This is a genomic window from Pedococcus ginsenosidimutans, from assembly GCF_039544395.1.
In the GTDB taxonomy this organism is placed as follows: Bacteria; Actinomycetota; Actinomycetes; order Actinomycetales; family Dermatophilaceae; genus Pedococcus; species Pedococcus ginsenosidimutans.
The window spans coordinates 355,160-378,178 of sequence record NZ_BAABLO010000001.1 but is presented as its reverse complement, the minus strand read 5'-3'; the positions used below and the strand labels follow the sequence as shown (position 1 = coordinate 378,178).

General features: G+C 71.5%; 18 protein-coding genes. 16 read left to right on the top strand and 2 right to left on the bottom strand.

Annotated features, from left to right (window positions below; translation table 11 throughout):
• The first annotated feature begins 35 nt into the window (after window positions 1–35).
• The 9 genes from ABEA42_RS01875 to ABEA42_RS01835 all read left to right on the top strand — a co-directional run bounded on the left by ABEA42_RS01875 (window position 36) and on the right by ABEA42_RS01835 (window position 10,346).
• Window positions 36–749 carry an AIM24 family protein gene (locus ABEA42_RS01875; RefSeq protein WP_345500768.1) on the top strand — a complete coding sequence of 238 codons (714 nt, stop codon included), beginning with the start codon at window positions 36–38 and terminating at the stop codon, window positions 747–749.
• A 19-nt stretch (window positions 750–768) separates the two neighbouring features.
• Complete coding sequence (locus ABEA42_RS01870) at window positions 769–2,271, top strand: DUF7059 domain-containing protein (protein WP_345500767.1); 1,503 nt, start codon at window positions 769–771, stop codon at window positions 2,269–2,271.
• An 11-nt stretch (window positions 2,272–2,282) separates the two neighbouring features.
• The gene (locus ABEA42_RS01865; protein ID WP_345500766.1) at window positions 2,283–2,834 is read left to right on the top strand and encodes a phosphotransferase-like protein; all 552 of its coding nucleotides are present in this window, start codon (window positions 2,283–2,285) and stop codon (window positions 2,832–2,834) included.
• A gap of 90 nt (window positions 2,835–2,924) precedes the next feature.
• The gene (locus ABEA42_RS01860; RefSeq protein ID WP_345500764.1) at window positions 2,925–3,569 is read left to right on the top strand and encodes a TetR/AcrR family transcriptional regulator; all 645 of its coding nucleotides are present in this window, start codon (window positions 2,925–2,927) and stop codon (window positions 3,567–3,569) included.
• On the top strand, window positions 3,569–5,302 hold the full coding sequence (locus tag ABEA42_RS01855) for an ABC transporter ATP-binding protein (protein ID WP_345500762.1): 1,734 nt from the start codon (window positions 3,569–3,571) through the stop codon (window positions 5,300–5,302). The genes ABEA42_RS01860 and ABEA42_RS01855 overlap by 1 nt, the downstream gene beginning before the upstream one ends.
• The gene (locus ABEA42_RS01850) at window positions 5,299–7,338 is read left to right on the top strand and encodes an ABC transporter ATP-binding protein (RefSeq protein WP_345500760.1); all 2,040 of its coding nucleotides are present in this window, start codon (window positions 5,299–5,301) and stop codon (window positions 7,336–7,338) included. Before ABEA42_RS01855 ends, ABEA42_RS01850 begins: the two co-directional genes overlap by 4 nt.
• Window positions 7,331–8,191, top strand: a complete 861-nt coding sequence (locus ABEA42_RS01845) for a pentapeptide repeat-containing protein (RefSeq protein WP_345500758.1) — start codon at window positions 7,331–7,333, stop codon at window positions 8,189–8,191. The genes ABEA42_RS01850 and ABEA42_RS01845 overlap by 8 nt, the downstream gene beginning before the upstream one ends.
• Window positions 8,192–8,268: 77 nt before the next feature.
• Window positions 8,269–10,029 (top strand): sodium:solute symporter family protein, encoded by a 1,761-nt coding sequence (locus ABEA42_RS01840; protein ID WP_345500757.1) that lies wholly within the window; start codon window positions 8,269–8,271, stop codon window positions 10,027–10,029.
• 11 nt (window positions 10,030–10,040) lie between these two features.
• The gene (locus ABEA42_RS01835) at window positions 10,041–10,346 is read left to right on the top strand and encodes a hypothetical protein (RefSeq protein ID WP_345500755.1); all 306 of its coding nucleotides are present in this window, start codon (window positions 10,041–10,043) and stop codon (window positions 10,344–10,346) included.
• Between the two features lie 18 nt (window positions 10,347–10,364).
• On the opposite strand, the gene ABEA42_RS01830 is transcribed toward ABEA42_RS01835, so the two are convergent.
• On the bottom strand, window positions 10,365–11,552 hold the full coding sequence (locus ABEA42_RS01830) for an MFS transporter (RefSeq protein WP_345500753.1): 1,188 nt from the start codon (window positions 11,550–11,552) through the stop codon (window positions 10,365–10,367).
• A 238-nt stretch (window positions 11,553–11,790) separates the two neighbouring features.
• Between ABEA42_RS01830 and ABEA42_RS01825 the strand changes: the two genes are divergently transcribed.
• Window positions 11,791–12,720 carry a hypothetical protein gene (locus ABEA42_RS01825; RefSeq protein WP_345500751.1) on the top strand — a complete coding sequence of 310 codons (930 nt, stop codon included), beginning with the start codon at window positions 11,791–11,793 and terminating at the stop codon, window positions 12,718–12,720.
• Between the two features lie 95 nt (window positions 12,721–12,815).
• On the opposite strand, the gene ABEA42_RS01820 is transcribed toward ABEA42_RS01825, so the two are convergent.
• Window positions 12,816–13,619, bottom strand: coding sequence for a dioxygenase family protein (locus ABEA42_RS01820; protein WP_345500750.1), 804 nt, complete (start codon window positions 13,617–13,619; stop codon window positions 12,816–12,818).
• A 166-nt stretch (window positions 13,620–13,785) separates the two neighbouring features.
• Here ABEA42_RS01820 and topA point away from each other — a divergent pair, with 166 nt between their 5' ends.
• The 6 genes from topA (at window position 13,786) to ABEA42_RS01790 (ending at window position 23,015) form a co-directional block, all read left to right on the top strand.
• Window positions 13,786–16,623 carry a type I DNA topoisomerase gene (topA, locus tag ABEA42_RS01815; RefSeq protein ID WP_345500749.1) on the top strand — a complete coding sequence of 946 codons (2,838 nt, stop codon included), beginning with the start codon at window positions 13,786–13,788 and terminating at the stop codon, window positions 16,621–16,623.
• Between the two features lie 5 nt (window positions 16,624–16,628).
• The gene (locus ABEA42_RS01810) at window positions 16,629–18,008 is read left to right on the top strand and encodes a serine hydrolase domain-containing protein (protein WP_345500748.1); all 1,380 of its coding nucleotides are present in this window, start codon (window positions 16,629–16,631) and stop codon (window positions 18,006–18,008) included.
• A gap of 148 nt (window positions 18,009–18,156) precedes the next feature.
• Window positions 18,157–19,062: an FG-GAP repeat domain-containing protein gene (locus tag ABEA42_RS01805; RefSeq protein ID WP_345500747.1), complete on the top strand. Its 906-nt coding sequence runs from the start codon at window positions 18,157–18,159 to the stop codon at window positions 19,060–19,062.
• Window positions 19,063–19,071: 9 nt separating this feature from the next.
• Window positions 19,072–21,339, top strand: a complete 2,268-nt coding sequence (locus ABEA42_RS01800; protein WP_345500746.1) for an FG-GAP-like repeat-containing protein — start codon at window positions 19,072–19,074, stop codon at window positions 21,337–21,339.
• Between the two features lie 181 nt (window positions 21,340–21,520).
• Window positions 21,521–22,315, top strand: coding sequence for an ABC transporter ATP-binding protein (locus tag ABEA42_RS01795; protein WP_345500745.1), 795 nt, complete (start codon window positions 21,521–21,523; stop codon window positions 22,313–22,315).
• Window positions 22,308–23,015, top strand: a complete 708-nt coding sequence (locus ABEA42_RS01790; protein ID WP_345500744.1) for an ABC transporter ATP-binding protein — start codon at window positions 22,308–22,310, stop codon at window positions 23,013–23,015. Before ABEA42_RS01795 ends, ABEA42_RS01790 begins: the two co-directional genes overlap by 8 nt.
• The last annotated feature ends 4 nt before the right edge of the window (window positions 23,016–23,019 follow it).

The window sequence follows — 23,019 nt, the reverse complement described above, 5'->3', positions numbered from 1 at the left end:
ACGGCAGGCGGACCGGCGCGGCATACGCTGTGCCCATGCAGAGCCCACTGTTCGAGCAGGCGAACCTCGAGGTCCAGGCGGAGCAGCGCTTCGCCCTCCAGAACCCCCAGATGCTGCGCGTCCACCTCGGTGGTGACGTCCTGGCCGTCAAGGGCGCGATGGTGTCCTACCAGGGCAACATCCGCTTCGACCACGAGAAGGCCGGCAGCGTCGGCAAGCTCTTCAAGAAGGTCGTCACCGGCGAGGACGTCTCGCTCATGCGGGTGTCCGGCGAGGGCGACGTCTTCTTCGCGTCCGAGGCCGGGTTCGTGTTCCTCGTCGACCTCACCGGCGACGCCCTGAGCGTCAACGCGCGCAACCTGCTGGCGTTCGACTCCTCCGTGGCCTGGGACATCAAGCGCGTGCAGGGCGCGGGCATGCTCAGTGGTGGCCTGTTCAACACGACCCTGCAGGGCACCGGCACCGTGGCCATCCACACCGTCGGCCAGCCGGTCATCCTCGACTGCAGCACGCAGCCGACGTTCGTCGACGTCCAGGCGTGCGTCGGGTGGTCGGCGAACCTCGTGCCGCAGGTCGTGTCGAGCATGAACGTCCGCTCGATGCTGCGCGGCGGCTCGGGCGAGGCCTTCCAGTACGCTTTCCACGGCCAGGGCTTCGTCATCGTGCAGCCCAGCGAGTGGACGCCCCCGCCGAGCCAGGGCAGCGGCGGTGGCGGAGGGTTCAACCTCGGCGGACTGCTCGACGGCTGACCCCGGGATGACGGCACCGATGACCTCCACCCCTCCTCCGGGGGCCGACCCCGAGCTCGTGTCCCGGCTGCGCGCCGACCTCGAGCACGCGCACTACACCCTCGACGGCGTCGACGCGCTCATCGGCCCGCTCGCCAACGCCGCCCTCGGCCGGGAGCAGGCGCTGCCGGCGCAGCGGGCCACGGCCGATGCCGGCACCCCGGTCGCGACCCTCGTGCGGCTGTTCGTCCTCGGCGACGCGGTCGACGCCGACGACGTCGCGCTGGCGCTGCCGACGCTCGGCCTCGACGGCGCGCACCGCCTGGGGCTGGTCACCGACCAGGGTCCGGGGGTGGTCGCCACCTGTGACCTGCGGCCGTACGGCGACGAGCAGCACCACTGGTGGGTGGCCTCCGACCTCACCGAGCTCGCCACCCGCGAGCCGCTGCGCGAGGACCACGTCCTGGGCCTGGGGGGCGCCTCGACGACCCTCGCGTCGTGGACGCCCCGGCCACAGGTGGGCCGGGCCCTCGACATCGGTACGGGGTGCGGGGTGCAGGCGCTGCACCTGGGCGCCCACGCCGAGCACGTGACCGTCACCGACATCTCCGAGCGAGCCCTGGGGTACGCCCGCTTCAACGCGGCGCTCAACCGGTGCGAGTGGGAGGTCGTCGGCGGCTCGATGTTCGACCCCGTGGCCGGTCGGCGCTTCGAGCTCATCGTGAGCAACCCGCCGTTCGTCATCACCCCGCGCACCCCCGACGTCCCGCTGTTCGAGTACCGCGACGGCGGCGCCGCAGGAGACGCCGTCGTGGCCGGGCTGGTGCGCTCCATCGGTGACCACCTCGAACCCGGCGGCATCGCCCAGTTCCTCGGCAACTGGGAGGTCGTCGGCGACGCCGACTGGCGCGACCGCGTCCGTGGCTGGGTCGAGGGCACCGGCCTCGACGCCTGGGTGGTGCAGCGCGAGGTGCAGGACCCCGCACAGTACGCCGAGACGTGGGCCCGCGACGGCGGCCACCACAGCGCCACGGCGGAGTTCGCGACGATGTATGCCGCCTGGCTCGACGACTTCGCCTCGCGCGACGTCACGGCGGTGGGGTTCGGCGTGGTGACGCTGCAGCGCCCGGCCACGGAGCGTGAGCCGTTCGTCGACCTCGACGAGGTGAGCGGGCCGGTCGCCTCCCCGATGGGGCCGCACGTCCTCGCCGGCATCCGGGCGCGCACCTGGCTGGCCGAGCACGACGACGACGAGCTCCTGGCCGTGGCGTGGAGCTGCGCCCAGGACGTCACCGAGGAGCGGCACTCCCGCCCCGGCGACCCGGACCCCAGCGTCATCCTGCTCCGGCAGGGCGGAGGGCTGCGCAGGGTGGTGCGGCTCGACACGGCCGGTGCGGCCCTGGTCAGCGTCTGCGACGGCAGCCTGCCGGCGGTGGCCGCGGTCGACGCGATCGCCCAGCTGCTCGAGGTCCCAGCCGCCGACCTGCGCGCCGACCTCGTGCCGCTCGTCCGGGGGCTCGTCGCCGACGGCCTGCTCGTCTGAGGGTGTCGTCGGTGGGGACACAGGTCGTGGTGCTCAACGGGGGTTCGAGCTCGGGCAAGTCGTCGATGGCCCGCGAGCTCGTCCGCCTGCTCCCGGGCACCTGGCTGCGCCTGGGCGTCGACACGCTCATCGACGCGCTGGCCCCGTCCCCGGAGGAGGAGGCCGACGTCGGCCTGGTCATCGGCGCGGACGGTGAGGTGGTCGTCGGGCCGGCGTTCACCCGGGTGGAACGTGCCTGGATGCGCGGGGTCGCCGCCATTGCGGCCGACGTCCCGGTGGTGGTCGAGGACAACTTCCTGAGTGGGCCGGCGGCCCAGCAGCGCTGGCGCGAGGCGCTGGCCGGGCTCGACGTGCTGTGGGTCGGGGTACGGTGCGAGGCCGCCGTCGCCGAGGCGCGCGAGCGGGCGCGCGGGGACCGCGCCGTGGGCATGGCCCGGGCGCAGGCCGAGGTCGTGCACGAGGGGATCGGCTACGACCTCGAGGTCGACACCGGGGTGCTGCCGCCGGCGGACGCCGCAGCAGTGGTCGCGGCGTCGGTGGTCGCCGCGGCAGTCGGGGAGTGAGCAGGGACCCGTCGCCCGGCCCGACCGTGGGTGTCCGCGCAGGTCGGTAAAGGTGTTGTGAGTGAGTGCTCACTCACTTACTCTGGTGCGGTGACCCCCCGCGCCCCCGCCATGGCCCCCGAGGACCGACGCGCCGCCATCATCGCGGCGACGGTCCCCCTGCTGCGCGACAAGGGGTCGGCCGTCAGCACGCGGGAGATCGCCAAGGCCGCCGGTGTCGCGGAGGGGACGATCTTCCGGGTCTTCGAGTCCAAGGGCGAGCTCGTGGCCGCCTGTGTCCACGACACGTTCGAGACCGCGGCCCTGCAGGCCGCCCTGGCCCGCGTCGACCGCGACCTGCCCCTGCGCGAGCGGCTCGCCGTGGCGGTCGCCCTGATGCAGGACTACCTGCGCGACATCTTCACCCTGATGTCGGTGCTGCACGCCTCGGGCGAGCCGGTGCGGCGGCCCCGTGGCAGCCACCACCCGGGGCGCGAGCAGGCGAGCTCTGCCATCGACGCAGCCTTCGTCGACCTCGTCGGCGACGACGCCGACCGGCTGCGCCTGCCCCCGGTCGAGGTCGTCACCTACCTGCGCATGCTCACGCTCTCGAGCGTGCACCCGATGCTCGGCCACCAGGGCGCCACGGCGCAGGAGCTGGTGGACGTCGTCCTCGAGGGCACGCTCGCGCGCCCCACCACAGCAGATCCCGTCGACCACGAGGGCGCCGGACGCGCCAGCCAGGGGGAGAAGTAGTGCTCATCAGGATCATCCGCGACTACCTGCGCCCCTACCGCGGGCTGGTCGCCGTGCTCATCGGGCTCCAGCTCGTCGGCACCATCGCCTCGCTCTACCTGCCGAGCCTGAACGGCCGGATCATCGACGAGGGCGTCGCCAAGGGCGACACCGGCTACATCCTGCGCACCGGTGGCTGGATGCTCGCGGTGTCCCTCGTCCAGATCGCCGCCACCGTCTGGGCCACCTACCTCGGGGCGCGGTCCGCGGCCGGGCTCGGTCGCGACCTGCGGGCCGAGGTCTTCGCGCGGGTCGGTGACTTCTCCGCCCAGGAGGTCTCCCGGTTCGGTGCGCCGACGCTGATCTCGCGCAACACCAACGACGTGACGCAGGTGCAGCAGGTCGTCTTCATGGGCGCGGCGATGATGGTGTCGGCGCCGATCATGATGGTCGGCGGCATCGTCATGGCGCTGCGCGAGGACGTGGGCCTGTCGTGGCTCGTCGCGGTCGCCGTCCCCCTGCTGGCGCTGTCGGTCAGCCTCGTGATCCGTCGGATGATCCCGCAGTTCCGCCTCATGCAGGAGTCGGTCGACTGGGTCAACCGGGTGCTGCGCGAGCAGATCACCGGCATCCGGGTGGTGCGGGCGTTCGTGCGCGAGGACCACGAGCGCGCGCGCTTCGCCGAGGCCAACACGCAGTACACGGGCACGGCCCTCGCGGTCGGGCGGCTCATGGCCATGGTCTTCCCGGTCGTCATGCTGATCTTCAACTCCTCGACCGTGGCGGTGCTGTGGTTCGGGTCGCACCGGGTGGCCAGCGGGCAGATGCAGATCGGTGAGCTGACGGCCTTCATGAGCTACCTCATGCAGATCCTCATGTCGGTGATGATGGCGACCTTCATGTCGATGATGATCCCGCGCGCCACCGTCTCGGCCGGGCGTATCGGTGAGGTGCTGGAGACCGGCTCCACCGTGGTCCCGCCGGCCCAGCCCGTGGCCCTCCCGCGCAGCCGCGCCGGCGTCGAGCTGCGCGACGTGCTGTTCACCTACCCCGGGGCGGACGTGCCTGTGCTGCAGGGCATCTCGCTCGTGGCCGAGCCGGGCCGCACCACGGCGATCATCGGCAGCACGGGCGCCGGCAAGTCCACGCTGCTGTCTCTCATCCCGCGGCTCTACGACGTCACGGGCGGCGCGGTGCTCATCGGCGGCGTCGACGTCCGCGACGCGGCCCTGGAGGACGTCTGGGGTCGGATCGGCCTGGTGCCCCAGAAGCCCTACCTGTTCACCGGCACCGTCGCGTCGAACCTTCGCTACGGCGACGAGCACGCCACCGACGACGACCTGTGGGAGGCGCTGCGCATCGCCCAGGCCGAGGACTTCGTCCGGGCCATGCCGGAGGGCCTGGACTCGCCGATCGTCCAGGGCGGTACCAACGTCTCCGGCGGCCAGCGGCAGCGGCTCGCGATCGCGCGGGCCCTGGTCGCCAAGCCCGAGATCTACCTGTTCGACGACAGCTTGTCGGCGCTGGACCTGTCCACCGACGCGCGGCTGCGCTCGGCGCTGCGGCCGGTCACGAGGGAGGCGACGGTCATCGTCGTCGCCCAGCGGGTCTCGACCATCGTCGACGCCGACCACATCGTCGTCGTGGACGACGGCATGGTCGTGGGCACCGGCACCCACGACGAGCTGCTGGCGACCTGTCCCACCTACCTGGAGATCGTCGAGTCCCAGCAGAGCATGGAGGAGGCGGCATGACTGCCGAGGGCGTGAAGACGGCCGAGGAGAAGGCGGCGGAGGCACGCCGCGGACCAGCGGCCCGGGCTGGGCAGCGGCACGGTCCGATGATGGGCGCTGGGCTGCCTGCGGAGAAGTCCCAGAACTTCGTCCCCTCTGCCAAGCGACTCCTCGGACTGCTGCGACCCGAGCGCGTCCAGCTGTACGCCGTGCTCGCCCTCGCAGTGGTCAGCGTCGGGCTGACGGCGGTCGGGCCCAAGGTGCTGGGTCGCGCCACCGACTACATCTTCGCCGGGTTCGTGGGCTCGAAGCTGCCGGCGGGTGCCACGCGGGAGCAGGTCGTGGAGAGCCTGCGCGCCGGCGGCCAGGGCACCCTCGCCGACCTCGTCGCCGGGCTGCCCCACCTCGTCCCGGGGCAGGGCATCGACTTCGGCGCCGTCGGCCGGGTGCTGCTGCTCGTGCTCGGCATCTACGTCGTCGCCAGCCTGCTGTCGTGGGCGCAGTCCCACGTGCTGGTGGGCGCCGTGAACCGCACCATCTTCGCCCTGCGCCGCGACGTCGAGGACAAGCTCAACCGGCTGCCGCTGCCGTACTTCGACGGCCAGCCGCGCGGTGAGCTGCTCAGCCGGGTCACCAACGACATCGACAACGTCGCCCAGAGCCTGCAGCAGACCCTGAGCCAGCTGCTCACGTCGCTGCTCACGGTGGTGGCGATGGTGGCGATGATGATCTACATCTCGCCGCTGCTGGCCATCATCGCGCTGGTCACGATCCCGGTGTCGATGGCCGTCACGGCCACGATCGGCAAGCGCTCCCAGAAGCACTTCATCCAGCAGTGGAAGAGCACGGGGGAGCTCAACGCGGTGGTCGAGGAGTCGTTCACCGGGCACGAGCTCGTGAAGGTGTTCGGCCGCCAGGACGAGGTGCGGGCGGCCTTCCGCGCCAAGAACGACGACCTGTTCGAGGCCGGGTTCGGCGCCCAGTTCATCAGCGGCATCATCATGCCGACGATGATGTTCATCGGGAACCTCAACTACGTCATCATCGCCGTCGTGGGCGGCCTGCGGGTGGCGAGCGGCACCATGACCCTCGGTGACGTGCAGGCCTTCATCCAGTACTCCCGCCAGTTCACCCAGCCGCTGACCCAGGTGGCCTCGATGGCCAACCTCCTCCAGTCGGGCGTCGCCTCGGCCGAGCGCGTCTTCGAGGTGCTCGACGCACCCGAGCAGCGACCCGACCCGGCTGCGGCCACGGCACTGGACAACCCCCGCGGTCGCGTGGCGTTCGAGGACGTCTCGTTCTCCTACGACCCCGAGTCCCCGCTCATCGAGCACCTCGACCTCGTCGTGGAGCCGGGGCAGACGGTCGCCATCGTGGGTCCGACCGGTGCCGGCAAGACGACGCTGGTCAACCTCATCATGCGGTTCTACGAGCTCGACGGCGGGCGCATCACGCTCGACGGCGTCGACATCACCGACCTCACGAGGCACACCCTGCGCAGCGAGATCGGGATGGTCCTGCAGGACACCTGGCTCTTCGGCGGCACCATCCGCGACAACATCGCCTACGGCAAGCCGGGCGCCCCGGAGGAGGAGGTGCTGGCCGCGGCGCGAGCCACCTACGTCGACCGGTTCGTGCACTCCCTGCCCGACGGCTACGACACGGTGCTGGACGCCGAGGGCGGCAACATCAGTGCCGGCGAGAAGCAGCTGCTGACGATCGCCCGGGCCTTCCTGTCCAACCCCGCCCTGCTGATCCTCGACGAGGCCACCAGCTCGGTCGACACCCGGACCGAGCTGCTCGTGCAGCAGGCGATGTCGGCGCTGCGCCAGGACCGCACGAGCTTCGTCATCGCCCACCGCCTCTCGACGATCCGGGACGCCGACGTCATCCTCGTGATGCGCGACGGGGCCATCGTCGAGAAGGGCTCGCACGACCAGCTGCTCGCGCTCGACGGCGCCTACGCCGAGCTGTACGCAGCCCAGTTCAGCGGTGCCGCGGTCGACATCGACACCGGGGAGGCGCCCGCCGCCGAGCTGACCCCAGCGCGTGCCTGAGGCGAGGGGCGCAGCGCCCACGGCGAGGGACGCAGCGCCCACGGCGAGGGGCGCGGTCCCGGAGGTCGAGCTCGTCGCCGACTGCTCCCGCTGCTCCGGGCTGTGCTGCGTGGTCCCTGCGTTCTCCGCCTCGGCGGACTTCGCGATCGACAAGCCGGCCGCGACCCCGTGCCCCAACCTCGGCGAGGGGTTCGGCTGCCGGATCCACGCCGAGCTGCGCCCGCGCGGGTTCGCCGGCTGCACGGCGTACGACTGCTTCGGAGCCGGCCAGCGCGTCTCGCAGGTGACCTTCGGGGGAGTGGACTGGCGCGCTGCCCCGGACCGCGCCCCGGCACTGTTCGCGGCGTTCACCGTCGTGCGCGAGCTGCACGAGCTGCGCAGCCACCTGGGCGAGGCGCGGAGGCTCGTGGCAGGGACCCCACTGGGCCGCGAGGCCGAGCTCCTGGACGCCGAGGTCGAGGCGGCCGCGGGGGGTGCGCCGGACGAGCTGGCCCGCGTCGACCTCGCCTCCCTGGGTGGCCGGACCGGCGAGCTGCTCGGGCGCGTGAGTGCAGCCGTACGGGCGCCGGGTGGCCAGGACCTGGCGCGTGCCGACCTCGTGGGTGCCGACCTGCGGGTGCGCGACCTGCGCTCGGCGACGTTGCGCGGCGCCCTGCTCCTCGGGGCCGATCTGCGAGGGTGCGTGCTGGACCGCACCGACCTGCTCGGGGCCGACCTGCGCGGCTCGAGGCTGCACGGTGCCGACCTGTCCGGGGCGCTGTTCCTCACCCGTCCGCAGGTCGGTGCGGCCCTCGGCGACGGCTCGACCGTGCTCCCCCCTGACCTGCCGCCGCCCTCCCACTGGGCCGCCTGAGGCCCTGCCCCCCGGGTGCCTAAACACCCCGTACGCCCTAGGTTTGTCGTGGTCCACACGTCACCGAGGAGCCGCTGATGTCTCACCTTGCCCTTGCGGTGCCCGCCGCCACCCCACTGATCGACGCGAACTGGCTCGACTACCTCCTGGTCGTCATCTACTTCGGGTTCGTCCTGGGCATCGGGTTCCTGGCGCGCCGGTCAGTCTCCGACTCGATCGACTTCTTCCTCTCCGGGCGATCGCTGCCCGCGTGGGTCACGGGCCTGGCGTTCATCTCGGCCAACCTCGGTGCCGTCGAGATCATGGGCATGTCCGCCAACGGCGCCGAGATCGGGCTGCCGACGGTGCACTACTTCTGGGTCGGCGCCATCCCGGCGATGCTGTTCCTCGGCGTCGTGATGATGCCCTTCTACTACGGGTCGAAGGTGCGGTCGGTCCCGGAGTTCATGTTCCGCCGGTTCGGCACCGGGGCCCACCTCGTCAACGCGATCAGCTTCGCGGTCGCCCAGCTCCTCATCGCCGGCGTCAACCTCTACCTGCTCGGCTCGATCGTCCACGCGCTGCTCGGCTGGCCGCTGTGGGTGGCACTGATCGTCGCCGCCGCGATCGTGCTCTCCTACATCACCCTCGGTGGCCTGTCGGCCGCGATCTACAACGAGGTGCTGCAGTTCTTCGTCATCGTGGCGTCGCTGCTGCCGCTCACCCTGATCGGCCTGCACCGCGTCGGCGGCTACGGCGGCCTCAAGGACAAGATCGCCGCGTTCGCGGACTCGGCCCCGGCCGCCGCGAAGGTCGCCCCTGCGGCCCAGCAGCTCGAGTCCTGGCCCGGCCAGGCGCTGTCCGGCTTCACCTCCGGTGCCCTGTCGGTCATCGGCATCGTGTTCGGCCTCGGGTTCGTGCTCTCGTTCGGCTACTGGACGACCAACTTCGTCGAGGTGCAGCGCGCGATGGCCTCCAAGTCCATCTCGGCGGCCCGCAAGACGCCCATCATCGGCGCCTTCCCGAAGATGTTCGTGCCGTTCATCGTCATCCTGCCCGGCATGGTCTCGGCCGTCCTCGTCAAGGAGATGATCGACCTCAAGGGCGGGGGCCACCCGGCGGGTGGGGCGTCCGGCGAGGGTGTGAAGTACAACGACGCGCTCCTGCTCCTGATGCGTGACATCCTCCCCAACGGCCTGCTGGGCCTGGCCATCGCGGGACTCCTCGCGGCGTTCATGGCGGGCATGGCGGCCAACATCTCCGCCTTCAACACCGTCTTCAGCTACGACCTGTGGCAGCGCTACATCCGCAAGGACCACAGCGACGACTACTACCTGCGCATCGGCCGGCTCGCGACCGTGGCCGCCACCATCATCGCGATCTTCACCGCCACGATCGCGTCGAGCTTCTCCAACGTCATGGACTACCTCCAGACGCTGTTCGGGTTCTTCAACGCGCCGCTGTTCGCGACCTTCATCCTCGGGATGTTCTGGAAGCGCATGACGGCCACCGCCGGCTGGGTCGGCCTGTCCAGCGGCACGATCTCGGCGGTCGTCGTGGCGTTCCTGTCCGAGGACGCGTTCGGCTCGGCCAGCCTCGGGGTCCTGCCGCTGTCCGGCCAGGGCGCCAGCTTCGTCGCCGCCTCGACCGCCTTCGTCGTCGACATCGTGGTCAGCGTCCTGGTGACCATGGTGACCGAGCCCAAGCCGGCCTCCGAGCTCAAGGGCCTCGTCTACTCCGAGACGCCCAAGGAGGACCTCGTCGACCCGGAGGAGGCCAGCCAGCCCTGGTACCAGCGGACGATGCCGCTCGCCGGTATCGCGCTGCTCATGGTCCTCGTCCTCAACTTCGCCTTCTAGGAGCAGCTGCCATGCCAGACCAGACGACCGGAACCGGCAAGAAGACGGCCGGGGCCTTCGACATCCGCAACATCATCGGCCTGCTCCTCGGCACCTACGGCGTCATCCTGCTGCTCGCGGGCCTCTTCGCCGACAAGTCCCTGGACAAGACCGGTGGGGTCAACGCCAACCTGTGGACCGGCCTCGCGCTCGCCGTCGCCGCCGTGGTCTTCCTGGGGTGGGCGCGGCTCAAGCCGATCGTCGTCCCCGAGGAGGTCGAGAAGGCGGGCGACGACCCGACCCGTCCGGCCCCGCGGCGCCGCGCCGGCGGCCACTGAGCCCCTTCCCGCAGCACGTCACGGAGCGGCACGCCGCGTGGTCACCACGCGGCGTACCGCTCCGTCGTTGCCGGCGCCGGTGAGCCCCAAGGTCGCGGCGGCAGCCAGGGCGAGGAGGCCCCCCACCACCCACATGAGCCGGGGGGAGGCGCTGAAGAGGGCACCGGCCAGCGGTGGCGCCACGACGGTGCCTCCGATCGAGGCCGCGCCGTAGAGGCTCTGGTAGCGCCCGTGCATGCCGTCCGGGGCCCGGTCGGCGGCGTGGGCCGTGGCGGTGGGCTTGTAGAGCATCTCGCCGGCGGTGACGACCACGAGGGCGGCCAGGACGGTGGCCACCGCGGGGGAGGGCGCGACGACGAGCCACCCGAGGCCGACCAGGGCGAACCCGGCGACGATGAGCGGCTCGGGGCTGCGGGCCCGCAGGCGGTGGGCCAGCCAGGGCTCGAAGAGCACGATCAGCGCGCAGTTGAGCGAGATCGTCGTGCCGTAGACCCACGGTGCGGCGCCGAGGGCCTCCAGCTGCCAGGGCACGGCCGAGTAGGCGAAGCGGTAGGCCGTGTCGGCGACCACGACCGTGAGCAGCAGCAGCACGAACCGGGGGTCGGCGCGCAGCGCGGTCAGCACCCGCGTGGGCGTGCCCTCGGGTGCGGTGGCGCGGGCGGTCGCGGGGACGACGAGGAGGACGACGCCGAGCATGAGCAGGCTCGCCAGGGCGTCGATGACGAAGACGGCGCCGAAGTGGTGGACGGCCAGCAGGCCCCCGAGCGGCGGCCCGAGCACGGTGCCCGCGTTGTTGACCGACCGCATCCAGGCGCTGGCGCGGCGTCGGTCCTCGCTCGGGAGGGCGCTGGTGACGAGCGCGAAGGACACGGGCCGCCCGATACCCCCGAGCGCTCCCATGACGAACAGGACGACCGCCAGGGCACCCGTCGGGGTGATCGGGACGACGGCGCAGCCCAGGGCCGAGGCGAGCGAGGCGAAGGCGAGCGTCGGCCGTAGTCCCCAGCGGTCGCCCACGGAGCCGCCGGCGAGGTTGCCCAGGATCGTGCCGACGCCCCAGACGGCGGCCACGGAGCCGGCTGTCGCCTCGTCGAGGCCGCGGTCCGAGACGAGGTAGAGGGGAACGAAGACCCAGGCCATCGACCCGAGCGCGTTGACGAACCGGCCGACCAGCAGCCACCGCACCCACCCCGGGAGTTCGCGCACGCCAGGCATCCTGTCAGGTCCCACCGACCCCACCCCGCCCCCGATCCCCGACGACTCCGGCGTTTGGGTGCCGCAGCGCTCGCATTTCCAAGCGCTGCAGCACCCAAACGTGGACAGCGGATGGCCTTCCGGTGTGTCTGTAGGAGTGTGTCCACCGCCGGCCCGCTCGCCAGAGGCTGTCCACAGCCTCAGGCGACGTGGTGGTCGCTGGTGATGTGGTCGATCCACGCTGCCGGGTATGGGTGAGACGCCACGAGAGCGCCGGGCCCGCCTCGTGGGGGCGGCCGAGGAGTTCGGTGGGGTGCTGTCCCGTCACCGGCTGGCCGAGCTTGGCGCAGACCGCAACGTCGTGGCGCGAGAGGTGCGGGCAGAACGGTGGCGGCTGCACGGGGCGAGGACGGTGGCGCTGCACACCGGCCGGCTCTCCGACCTGGCGCAGTGGTGGCGTGCTGTGTGGGAGGTGGGGCAGGGCGCAGTGCTCGACGGGGTCACCGCCCTGCACGCATCCGGGATGAAGGGTTTCGACGAGGCGCGCGTGCACGTGTCCGTCGACCACCTGTGCACGCCCGGTCCAATCGAGGGCGTCCGCATCCACCGGGTGCGCGACGCGCTCGAGGCCGACTCGGTGGGCCCAGGGCCTCCGCGGGTCCGACCGGCGGTCGCCACGGTCCGAGCAGCGCAGTGGGCTGTGACCGACCGGCAGGCCGCGCTCCTGCTGTGCCTCCCGGTCCAACAGGGACTGGTCCGCGCCAAGGACCTCTGCCACGTGCGCTGGCCGGGCGCCCACTACGGCCGCACGGCCCTGGTCCGCCAGCTGGTCGCGGATCTCGAGGACGGGGCGCACTCGCTGGGCGAGCTCGACTTCGCCCGCTTCTGCAGGCTCCGCGGCCTGCCCACTCCGAGCCGCCAGGTCGTACGGCGCGGACCGCAGGGAAGGATCTACCTCGACGTCCGCTGGGACGAGGCAGGCCTGGTCGTCGAGATCGACGGGGCACAGCACCGGCAGGGCCTCGCCGTGACCTCGGACAACCTCCGCCGCAACCACCTGTTGACGGCCGGCGACCTCGTGCTCACGATCGACCTCGTCGGCCTGCGCCTCCAGCCCGAGGCGTTCATGGACCAGGTCCTGACGGCATACCGGCAGCTGACCCTGCGCCGCGCCGGCTGACACGGACATTGGGTGCTGCTGCGCTCGTCAACGCGAGCGCAGCAGCACCCAAAGTCAAGAGGAGGGAGGGTGGGAAGGGGAGTGGTGAGACTGGGTCAGGCGAACTGCCAGGACCGCTTGCTCAGGCCGAACCAGAAGCCGTCGATGACGCTCTGGTTCTCCAGGGAGCCGGACTCGTACGCAGCGCCGAGGCTGACGTAGAGCGGCGCCCAGTGCTCGGTGCGGGGGTGGGCCTCCCGCGCGGCAGGCGCCTTGTGCACGAAGTCGAGGATGGCGTCGACGTCCTGGCGCTCGAGGGCCTCGGCGGCCCAGTGGTCGAACTCGCTGGACGCCGCCGGGGGAGTGCCGTCGGGGCCGGCGGACGGGTTGAACCAGCGCAGGTTGTGGGTCGTGAAGCCCGAGCCGACGATGAGGGTGCCCTCGTCGCGCAGCGGCGCCAGCTTGCGGCCGATCTCGAACAGCGCCCTCGGGTCGAGCGTCGGCATCGACATCTGGAGCACCGGGACGTCGGCGTCGGGGTACATCTCGACAAGAGGCACGTAGGCGCCGTGGTCGAGGCCGCGGGACTCGTCGCGCTGCACGGGGTTGTCCGCGGTGTGCACGAGCCGCTCCACCGAGGCGGCGAGCTCTGGCGCACCCGGGGCGGCATACGTGACGTCGTAGTAGCGCTGCGGGAAGCCCCAGAAGTCGTAGACGAGGGGCACCTGGCCCGAGGTGGCGCTGAGCGACAGGGGCGCCTCCTCCCAGTGGGCGGAGACCATGAGCACGTTGGCCGGCTTGCCGAAGGCGCCCGACCAGTCGGCCAGCTGCTGCGTCCACACCGGGTCGTCGGCCAGCGGGGGCGCCCCGTGGCTGAGGTACAGCACGGGCTGGCGGGCGGGCACGGACGGCGGGTTCATGACCAGAGCATACATCTACTTGAACATTCAATCAATTGGTCGGTGGCAGACCTGTTGACGAGACCTCTCGCCAAGGACTTGACGCGACCGGCTACCGTCGTGCGCGTTGCCATGTCCACGCTGCGACGAATCCGCAGCACATGGGAGCAGGAACCGAGGAAGAGAAGTGACTGAAGGGCGCAAGCTCGTCATCGTCGAGTCGCCGGCCAAGGCGAAGACGATCGGCGGCTACCTGGGCAAGGACTGGGACGTCGAGGCGTCCGTGGGCCACATCCGCGACATCCCGACCCCGTCGGAGATGCCCGCCGAGATCAAGAAGGGCCCGTTCGGCCGCTTCGGGGTCGACGTCGACAACGGCTTCGAGGCCTACTACGTCGTCGACAGCGACAAGAAGAAGAAGGTCTCCGAGCTCAAGCGGCTCCTCAAGAACGCCGACGAGCTCTACCTGGCCACCGATGAGGACCGCGAGGGCGAGGCGATCGCCTGGCACCTGCTCGAGGTCCTCAAGCCCAAGGTCCCGGTCAAGCGCATGGTGTTCCACGAGATCACCAAGGAGGCCATCCAGCGCGCCTCCACCAACACCCGTGACCTCGACGTCGCACTCGTCGACGCCCAGGAGACCCGCCGCATCCTCGACCGCCTCTACGGCTACGAGGTCAGCCCGGTCCTGTGGCGCAAGGTCAAGGCCGGCCTGTCCGCCGGTCGCGTGCAGTCCGTCGCGACCCGCATCGTCGTGGAGCGTGAGCGCGAGCGGATGGCGTTCGTCCGCGCCTCCTACTGGGACGTCGAGGGCGACTTCACCCCCGACGGCGCCTCCAACCAGTTCACCGCGCGGCTGACCTCCGTCGACGGCAGCCGCGTGGCGATGGGCCGCGACTTCAACGACGACGGCTCCCTCAAGGGCAAGTCCGTCGTCCACCTCGACGAGGCCACCGCGACCTCCATCGCCAACCAGGTGCTCACCTGCCAGGTCGCCGTGACCAGCGTCCAGGAGAAGCCGTACACCCGGCGTCCCAGCGCCCCCTTCACGACCAGCACCCTGCAGCAGGAGGCCTCCCGCAAGCTGCGCCTGTCCTCGAAGAACGCCATGCGCGTCGCGCAGCGCCTCTACGAGAACGGCTACATCACCTACATGCGTACCGACAGCACCACGCTGTCGGAGGCCGCCCTCACCGCGGCCCGCCAGCAGGCCCGTGACCTGTACGGCGCGGAGTACGTGCCGCAGTCGCCGCGCCTCTACGAGAAGAAGGTCAAGAACGCGCAGGAGGCCCACGAGGCCATCCGTCCCGCCGGTGACCGCTTCCGCACCCCGGCCCAGGTGGCCGGCGAGCTGCGTGGTGACGAGTTCGCCCTGTACGAGCTGATCTGGAAGCGCACCGTCGCCTCGCAGATGGCCGACGCCCGCGGCTCGACCGCGACGGTCAGGCTCGGCGGCACGCTCGAGGACGGCAGGGTCGTCGAGTTCAGCGCGTCCGGCACCGTCATCACCTTCCGCGGGTTCCTCGCGGCGTACGAGGAGGGCCGCGACGAGGAGCGCGCCTCCAAGGCCGCGGAGGCGGAGGAGGAGCGCCGCCTCCCCAAGCTCAGCGAGGGCGTCTCCCTCACCGTGGTGCGCGCCGAGGCCGACGGCCACGAGACCACCCCGCCGCCGCGCTACACCGAGGCCACGCTCGTGAAGGCCATGGAGGAGAAGGGAATCGGTCGCCCGTCGACCTATGCCTCCACCGTCGGCACGATCCAGGACCGCGGCTACGTCAACACCCGCGGGTCGGCACTCATCCCGACCTGGCTGGCGTTCGCCGTCACCCGGCTGCTCGAGGAGCACTTCACCGAGCTCGTCGACTACGACTTCACCGCCTCCATGGAGGAGGACCTCGACCGCATCGCCGGTGGCGACGCCCAGCGCGCCGAGTGGCTCAAGCGGTTCTACTTCGGTGAGGGTGATGGCGGTGAGGGCGAGGGCGCTGTTGCCGGCCGCAAGCCCGGCCTGCCCGACGCCAGCGGCTCGCACCTCGGCCTCAAGCAGCTCGTCGAGGACCTCGGGGAGATCGACGCCCGGGAGATCTCGACCATCCCGATCGGCGAGGGCATCGTCGTGCGCGTCGGGCGCTACGGACCGTACGTCGAGGAGACCGTGCCGCAGGGTGTCGACCTGTCGACCGGTGAGATGACCGACGACGCCTCGACCACCCCGCGCCGCGCGACGATCAACGACGACGTGGCCCCGGACGAGATGACTCCGGCCAAGGCCCGTGAGCTGCTCGAGCAGTCGGCCGACGACGGCAAGGTCCTCGGCCAGGACCCCGAGACCGGGCGTGACATCGTCGCCAAGGCGGGTCGCTACGGCCCCTACGTCACCGAGGTCCTCGACGAGGAGACGGCGGCGCTCAAGGGCAAGAACAAGGTCAAGCCGCGCACCGCCTCGCTGTTCAAGGACATGGACCTCGCGACCATGGACCTCGAGACCGCGCTCAAGCTGCTCAGCCTCCCCCGGGTCGTCGGCACGACGACCGAGGAGGACGGCACCGTGGTCGAGATCACCGCGCAGAACGGACGGTACGGGCCCTACCTCAAGAAGGGCACCGACTCCCGCTCGCTGACCACCGAGCAGCAGCTCTTCGACATCACGCTCGAGGAGGCGCTGGCGATCTACGCGCAGCCCAAGCAGCGGGGCCGTGCGGCGTCCGCGCCCCTGAAGGAGCTCGGCAACGACCCGGTCTCGGGTCGCCCGATGGTGGTCAAGGACGGGCGCTTCGGCCCCTACGTCACCGACGGCGAGACCAACTCGACGCTGCGCAAGGGCGACGACCCCGAGTCGATCACCCCCGAGCGCGGAGCCGAGCTGCTCGCCGAGAAGCGGGCGAAGGGCCCCACCACCCGCAAGCGCGCGGCGAAGAAGGCCCCGGCCAAGAAGACCGCCAAGAAGACCACGGCCAAGAAGACCACCAAGAAGACCACGGCCAAGAAGACCACCGCCAAGAAGGCGACCACCAAGAAGGCGTGAGCCCAGTGCCTGACGCAGTGACCCTGCAGCCCGCGACCACCGCCGCCCTGCGCCGCCGCCTGGTGCAGGAGCAGTCGACCGGCCGCCTCCCCTCCGTCGCCGCGGGACTGGTCCGCGCGGGTGGGCTGGTCTGGTCCGACGCGGTGGGCACGCTCTCCGGGCGCTCCGACGGCGAGCCCGCGACGACGGGGACTCAGTACCGCATCGGGTCCATCACCAAGACGTTCGTCGCGGTCGAGGTCATGCGCCTGCGCGACGCGGGTGCCCTCGACCTGTCGGACCGGGTCGACACGCACCTGCCGGAGGCGTCCTCGTCCGAGTTCGGGCACGTCACCGTCGCCCAGCTCCTGTCGCATTCCTCGGGCCTGCAGGCCGAGACCAGCGGCCCCTGGTGGGAGCGCACGCAGGGCGGCGAGTGGTCGGACCTGCTGGCCAGCCGGCCACAGCTGCGGTTCCGGCCCGGGGCGCGGTTCCACTACTCCAACGTGGGGTATGCCGTGCTCGGCGAGCTCGTGGCCCGCCTGCGGGGCGTCGCCTGGGACGAGGCGGTGCGCAGCCAGCTGCTCGAGCCACTGGGCATGACCCGGACGACCACCCGGCCGCAGGCCCCCAGCGCCCCCGGCTGGGGTGTCCACCCGCTCGCCGACCTGGTCCACGTCGAGCCCGAGCACGACGCCGTCTCCATGGCCCCCGCCGGCCAGCTGTGGTCGACCGTCGAGGACCTGTCCCGGTGGGCCGTCTTCCTCGCCGGCGAGACCGCCGGTCTGCTCTCCACCGAGACGCTCGACGAGATGTGCCTGCCGATCGCGGTCAACGACACCCCCGGTGCGGCGTGGACCGGCGCGCACGGCCTCGGCTTCCAGGTGTGGAACGTCGACGGGCGCCGGTTCGCAGGTCACGGTGGCTCCATGCCGGGGTTCCTCGCAGGGCTGCGGGTCGATCGGGCGACCGGTGACGGGGCCGTCGCCTTCGCCAACGCCACCTCCGGCATGGGTCCCGTCGGCGTCGCCGGCGACCTGGTCGCCCTGCTGGCCGAGCACGAGCCCCACCTGCCGACGCCGTGGACCGCCGACGCCGAGCAGGTGAGCGGGCTGGAGCTGGTCGGCGACTGGTACTGGGGCACGACGGCGTACACCCTGCGGCTGGCCTCCGACGGGGTCCTCGTGCTGGGCGAGCCCGGGATGCACCGCGGCTCGCGCTTCCGCCCGATCGGTGCGGGGTGGGTCGGCCTCGACGGCTACCACGAGGGCGAGCCGCTCGTCGCGGTCCGTGACGCGGACGGCCGCGTGGGTCACCTCGACCTGGGGTCGTTCCGCTTCAGCCGCACGCCGTACGACCCCGCCTCCGACGTGCCGGGAGACGTCCACCCCGACCGCTGGCACTGAGCGGGCGGACAGCTCGGGCTGGCGCTCGACCTCACCCGCCGCTGCGTGATCGAGCAGGTTGTGGTGATCGGCCTCCTGCGTGGGGCGATTCGTCCTATTCTTCGGCCGTCGTGTGGGCAGGGTCGTGTCGGCGGTGAGGGGGAGTTCCGTGCGGTCGATCAGGCATCGGCTCGTCGGGGTGGTCGCGGTGGTGGGGGCGTTCGTCGCCTCGACGGGCGCGGCCGACCCGCGTGTCCACGTGGTGCGCCACGTGCGTGTCGCACCGGCGGCCAGCAGCACGTCGGTCATGTCGACCAACGTCAGCTCCGCCGGGGACGTCAACGGCGACGGCCGCAACGACCTGCTGGCCTTCAACCCGGCCACGGACGAGGTGCGGCTCTACCGGGGTACCGGCGCCGCGACGTTCGGGTACGGCAGGCTGGCCACCCTGATCACCTCCGACCCGGAGGCGCGCATCTTCCCCGGCGGGACCTACTACTCCCGACCGGGCTTCCTCGCGGTCGTCAACAGCGACAGCTGGCTCTACGGGTACGGGCTCGACCGCGCCGGTGACGAGAGCTGTTGCGGACCGGTGGCGCCCGGGTGGGGTCTGCGCTTCCTCGATGGCCATGCCGACTTCACCGGTGACGGCATCGCCGACGCGGTCGGCGTGACGTCGAGCGGCTACGGCTACCTGTACCGGGGACGGGGCGACGCCAACGCGAGCTTCACCCACGGGACGCGGATCGCGTCGGGCTGGGCGACGATGCGGGTCGTCTTCGCGGCGACGGACGTCACCGGGGACCGTCGTGCGGACCTGCTCGGTGTCGACTCCGCCGGCGTGCTGTGGATCTTCCCGGGTACGGGCAAGGGCACCTTCACCCCGAAGCGGAAGGTCGGCTCGGGCTGGGGAGGGCTCGGCGCGCTGTTCTCGGCGCGGGACGTCACCGGAGACGGGCGGGTCGACCTCGGCGCGATCACGAGCACCGGGACCCTTCGCATCTACAAGGGCCGCGGCGACGGCACCTTCTCCAGCGCCGTCGCGGTCAGCTCCGGCTGGGCCCCCTACCTCTGAGGACGCGTCATGACCACCTCCTTCAGTACACCGCGCCCGCGCCGCCACCTCGTGGCGGTCGTCGTCGGAGCGCTGACCGCCGCGCTGCTGGTGCCCGGGTCCGCGCAGGCAGCCGACCCGGTGCCCCCCACCGTGGTCTCGCTGTCGACGACGCCCTCCGCCGTCACCGTCCCGGGCACCACGAGCCTCCAGATCCGGGTCGCCGGGCCGGACCGCCCCTCGTACGCCCAGGTCACATTCGTCGAGCCGTCCGGGCGACCCAGGACCGTGCAGCTCGAGATGGCCGACGACGGTCCCGGGCAGTACACCGGCACGACCGCCTACGCGATCAAGGACGGGGCGGAGAACGGGCACTGGAGGGTGCGGCAGGTCTACGTCCCGACGCCCTACCTCGGCACGATCGTGTGCGACAGCACCGTGCAGGAGAGCTACTGCACGGGCCACCAGGACTTCTCCGCCGTCGGTGTCGATGTCTCCGGCTCGGTGTTCGACCCCGAGGCCCCGGTCGTCACGGCGGCCGCGGTCGCCTCGCCAGCGGTCCACGTGCCTGACCAGACTCTCGATCTCACCTTCGAGGCCACCGACGTCCACCCGCTCGCACGACTCGAGTTCCAGTTCGGCCCCGATGCCGCCGCGGCGCAGGGCCGGCTCCTGACGGCCGTCGTCAAGGACGCCGCCCAGCTCGCAGCCGGGCGGGCGAGCGTGGCGGTTCCGACCGCCTACGACTCCACCTACCGACTGCGAGGGCTCGTCGCCGTCGACTCGGTGGGCAACCAGGCCACCTACCGGCCGGACGGTTGGGTCAGCTTGGGGGGCTCCGCCACCGGGCCGAGGAAGCATTCCCTCGACTTCTCCACGATGACGTTCACAGCGAGTGGCTCGACCATGGACATCGACCCGCCGCAGCTGCGCAGCGTCGTCCCTGGCTCGACCAAGGTCGTGCAGGGTGCGACCTCCGCCGTGGCCGTGGCGTACACCGCCACCGACTCCGCCGACGGCCTGTACACGGCCTACCTCTGCTACACGGGTCCCAACGCCGTCGAGACCTGCCGGGCCCAGGAGGTGACGGGCTACCCGCGTGTGCTCCCGCTGTCCGGGTCGGCGGTCCTCCCCATCCCGTCGGTTGGCGTGTACCGCCTGACGCGCGTCGCGCTCAGCGACAAGATGTCGAACCCCGTGGAGTACCGGCGGGACGGGTCGACCTACAACTCGGTGACCAAGGTCAGTGGTACCCACACGGTCGACTTCGCCGCGGCCGATGTCCGGGTCGTACCAGCTGCCCCCGACGTCCGGGTGCGTCCTCGCCCTCAGTCGGCCGAGGTCGCCTGGACCGCGACCTCCGCGGGCACGGCCGGGGTGCGGGTTGACGTCACCTCCGGCAACACGAAGGTCACCACCGTCCGGGGATCGGGCGCCGAAGGCAGGCTCGTTGTGCCCGGGCTGCGCAACGGCACCACCTACCGCGTCTCGGTGACACCGGAGAGCAGCGCGGGTGACGGCAAGGCGCTGGCCCGCACGGTCACGCCCGTGCTCAGCGGCAACGTCTTCAGCGCCGGAGACGTCAACAACGACGGGCGGCCCGACCTGGTCGCCCACCTGCCCGACGGACTGGTGCGGATCTACCGGGCCACCGGACCAGCCACCTTCGGGGCGGGGAAGTCCGTCGTCGATGTCGGCGACCAGCGGCCGTTCCCGGGTACGCGCCTGGACGGCCACGCGACCTTCCTCACCGTGTCCTCGGACACCAACCTCCAAGCCATGCACCTCGCCTGGAACGTCACGTACGTCGGGATCACGCCGGTCGGCCCCGGCTGGAACATGCGGTTCATCGACGGGAGCTCGGACTTCACCGGTGACGGCAAGGCCGACATCGTCGCGGTGACGCCGGGCGGGACCGCCTACCTCTACCGGGGCGACGGTGCGGGCGGCTACTCCTACGGCACCCGGATCGCCACCGGCTGGAGCACGATGCAGACGGTCTTCGCGGCGACGGACGTCACCGGCGACCGTCGTGCGGACCTGCTCGGTGTCGACTCCGCCGGCGTGCTGTGGATCTTCCCCGGTACGGGCAAGGGCACCTTCACCCCGAAGCGGAAGGTCGGCTCGGGCTGGGGAGGGCTCGGCGCGCTGTTCTCGGCGCGGGACGTCACCGGCGACGGGCGGGTCGACCTCGGTGCGATCACCATGGACGGCACGCTGCGGGTCTACAAGGGCTGGGGCAACGGCACGTTCAGCAGCGCCGTGACCGTCAGCAGGGGCTGGGCGCCCTACCTCTGACCAGGGGCAAACGCCGGGGTGCGGGGGTGATGACCCGGTTCGTCCTATGTGCCGTCCGGACATGGTTGGTGGGGAGTCTGTGTCGATGGGGGCCATGTCAGCGGCTCCGGCCCGGGCCTAGGGTTCTGCAGAACCGCGACGGCGTCCGCTGCGTCGCACCCAGCCGCACGAGGAGGTGCCGGTGCCCACCCAGGCCAGCCCTGAGGTCCCGGGGGCAGCAGGAGTGCTGCTCCAGACCCGCGACCTGACCAAGGAGTTCCGCGGTTTCCGCGCCGTCTCCGACGTCAGCCTCAGCGTCGTCGAGGGCACCGTGCACGCGCTCGTGGGACCCAACGGGGCCGGCAAGACCACCCTGTTCAACCTGCTCACGGGGTTCCTCGCGCCGACCTCGGGGGAGATCCTGCTCGGCGGCCGCGACATCACCGGTATGCAGCCGGAGCAGATCGCGCACCTCGGCATCGCCCGCTCGTTCCAGATCACCAGCCTCTTCGACCAGATGAGCGCGGTCGACCACGTCGAGCTCGCGCTCGCCTCGCCGACGGGCCTCGGCTACCGGTTCTGGCGCTCGTCCAAGCAGATGCGCCAGTTCCGCCCCCGCGCCCTCGAGCTCCTCGACCAGGTCGGGCTGGCGGACCGCTCGGGTGCGGCCGCGGGTTCGCTCGCCTACGGGCAGAAGCGCGCTCTCGAGCTGGCGCTCGCGCTGGCCCTGGACCCGCGGCTGCTGCTGCTCGACGAGCCCACCGCCGGCATGGGGCTGGAGGACGTCGACCGCACCATCGCCCTCGTCAAGAAGGTGTCGGACGGCCGGACGGTCGTCTTCGTCGACCACAACATGCACGTGGTCGGCTCGCTCGCCGACACCGTGACCGTCCTGCAGTCGGGCCAGGTCCTGGCAGAGGGCACCTACGAGAAGGTCCGCAACGACGAGAAGGTCATCACCGCCTACCTCGGGCAGGCCGGAGAACAGCATGTCTGACCACACCCTGGAGGTCTCGGGGCTCTCCGCCTGGTACGGCGAGGCCAAGGTCCTGTCCGCCGTCGACCTGCGGGTCGAGCCCGGCGAGGTCGTCACGCTGGTGGGCCGCAACGGCGCCGGCAAGACCACGCTCCTGCGCTCGGTCATGGGCCTGCACCGGCACGTCGAGGGCACCGTCACCTGGGGCGGCGCCGACCTCGGCAAGGCCTCGCCGGACAAGCGCGCCCGGGCCGGCCTCGGCTGGGTGCCCGACGACCGAGGCATCTACGCCACCCTGACCGTCGCCGAGAACCTCACCCTCCCGCCGGTGACGAGCAAGGCCGACGCGTGGAGCCTCGACCAGGTCTACGAGCAGTTCCCCGTCCTGCACGAGCGCCGCGACTTCCCCGGCACCAAGCTCTCCGGCGGCGAGCAGCAGATGCTCGCCATCGCCCGGGTGCTGCGGATGGGCTCCAGGCTCCTGCTCCTCGACGAGCCCAGCGAGGGCCTGGCGCCGGTCATCGTCCAGCGCATCGGGGAGATCATCCGCCAGATCAAGGCCCAGGGCGTCTCGGTCCTGCTCGTCGAGCAGAACGTCACCTTCGCCTCGACCGTCGCGGACCGCCACTACCTGCTCGCCCAGGGCCGCGTCGTGGAGTCGCTCGACAACGCCAGCTTCCAGTCCCGCACCACCGAGCTCCTCGAGTACCTCGGCATGTGACCAC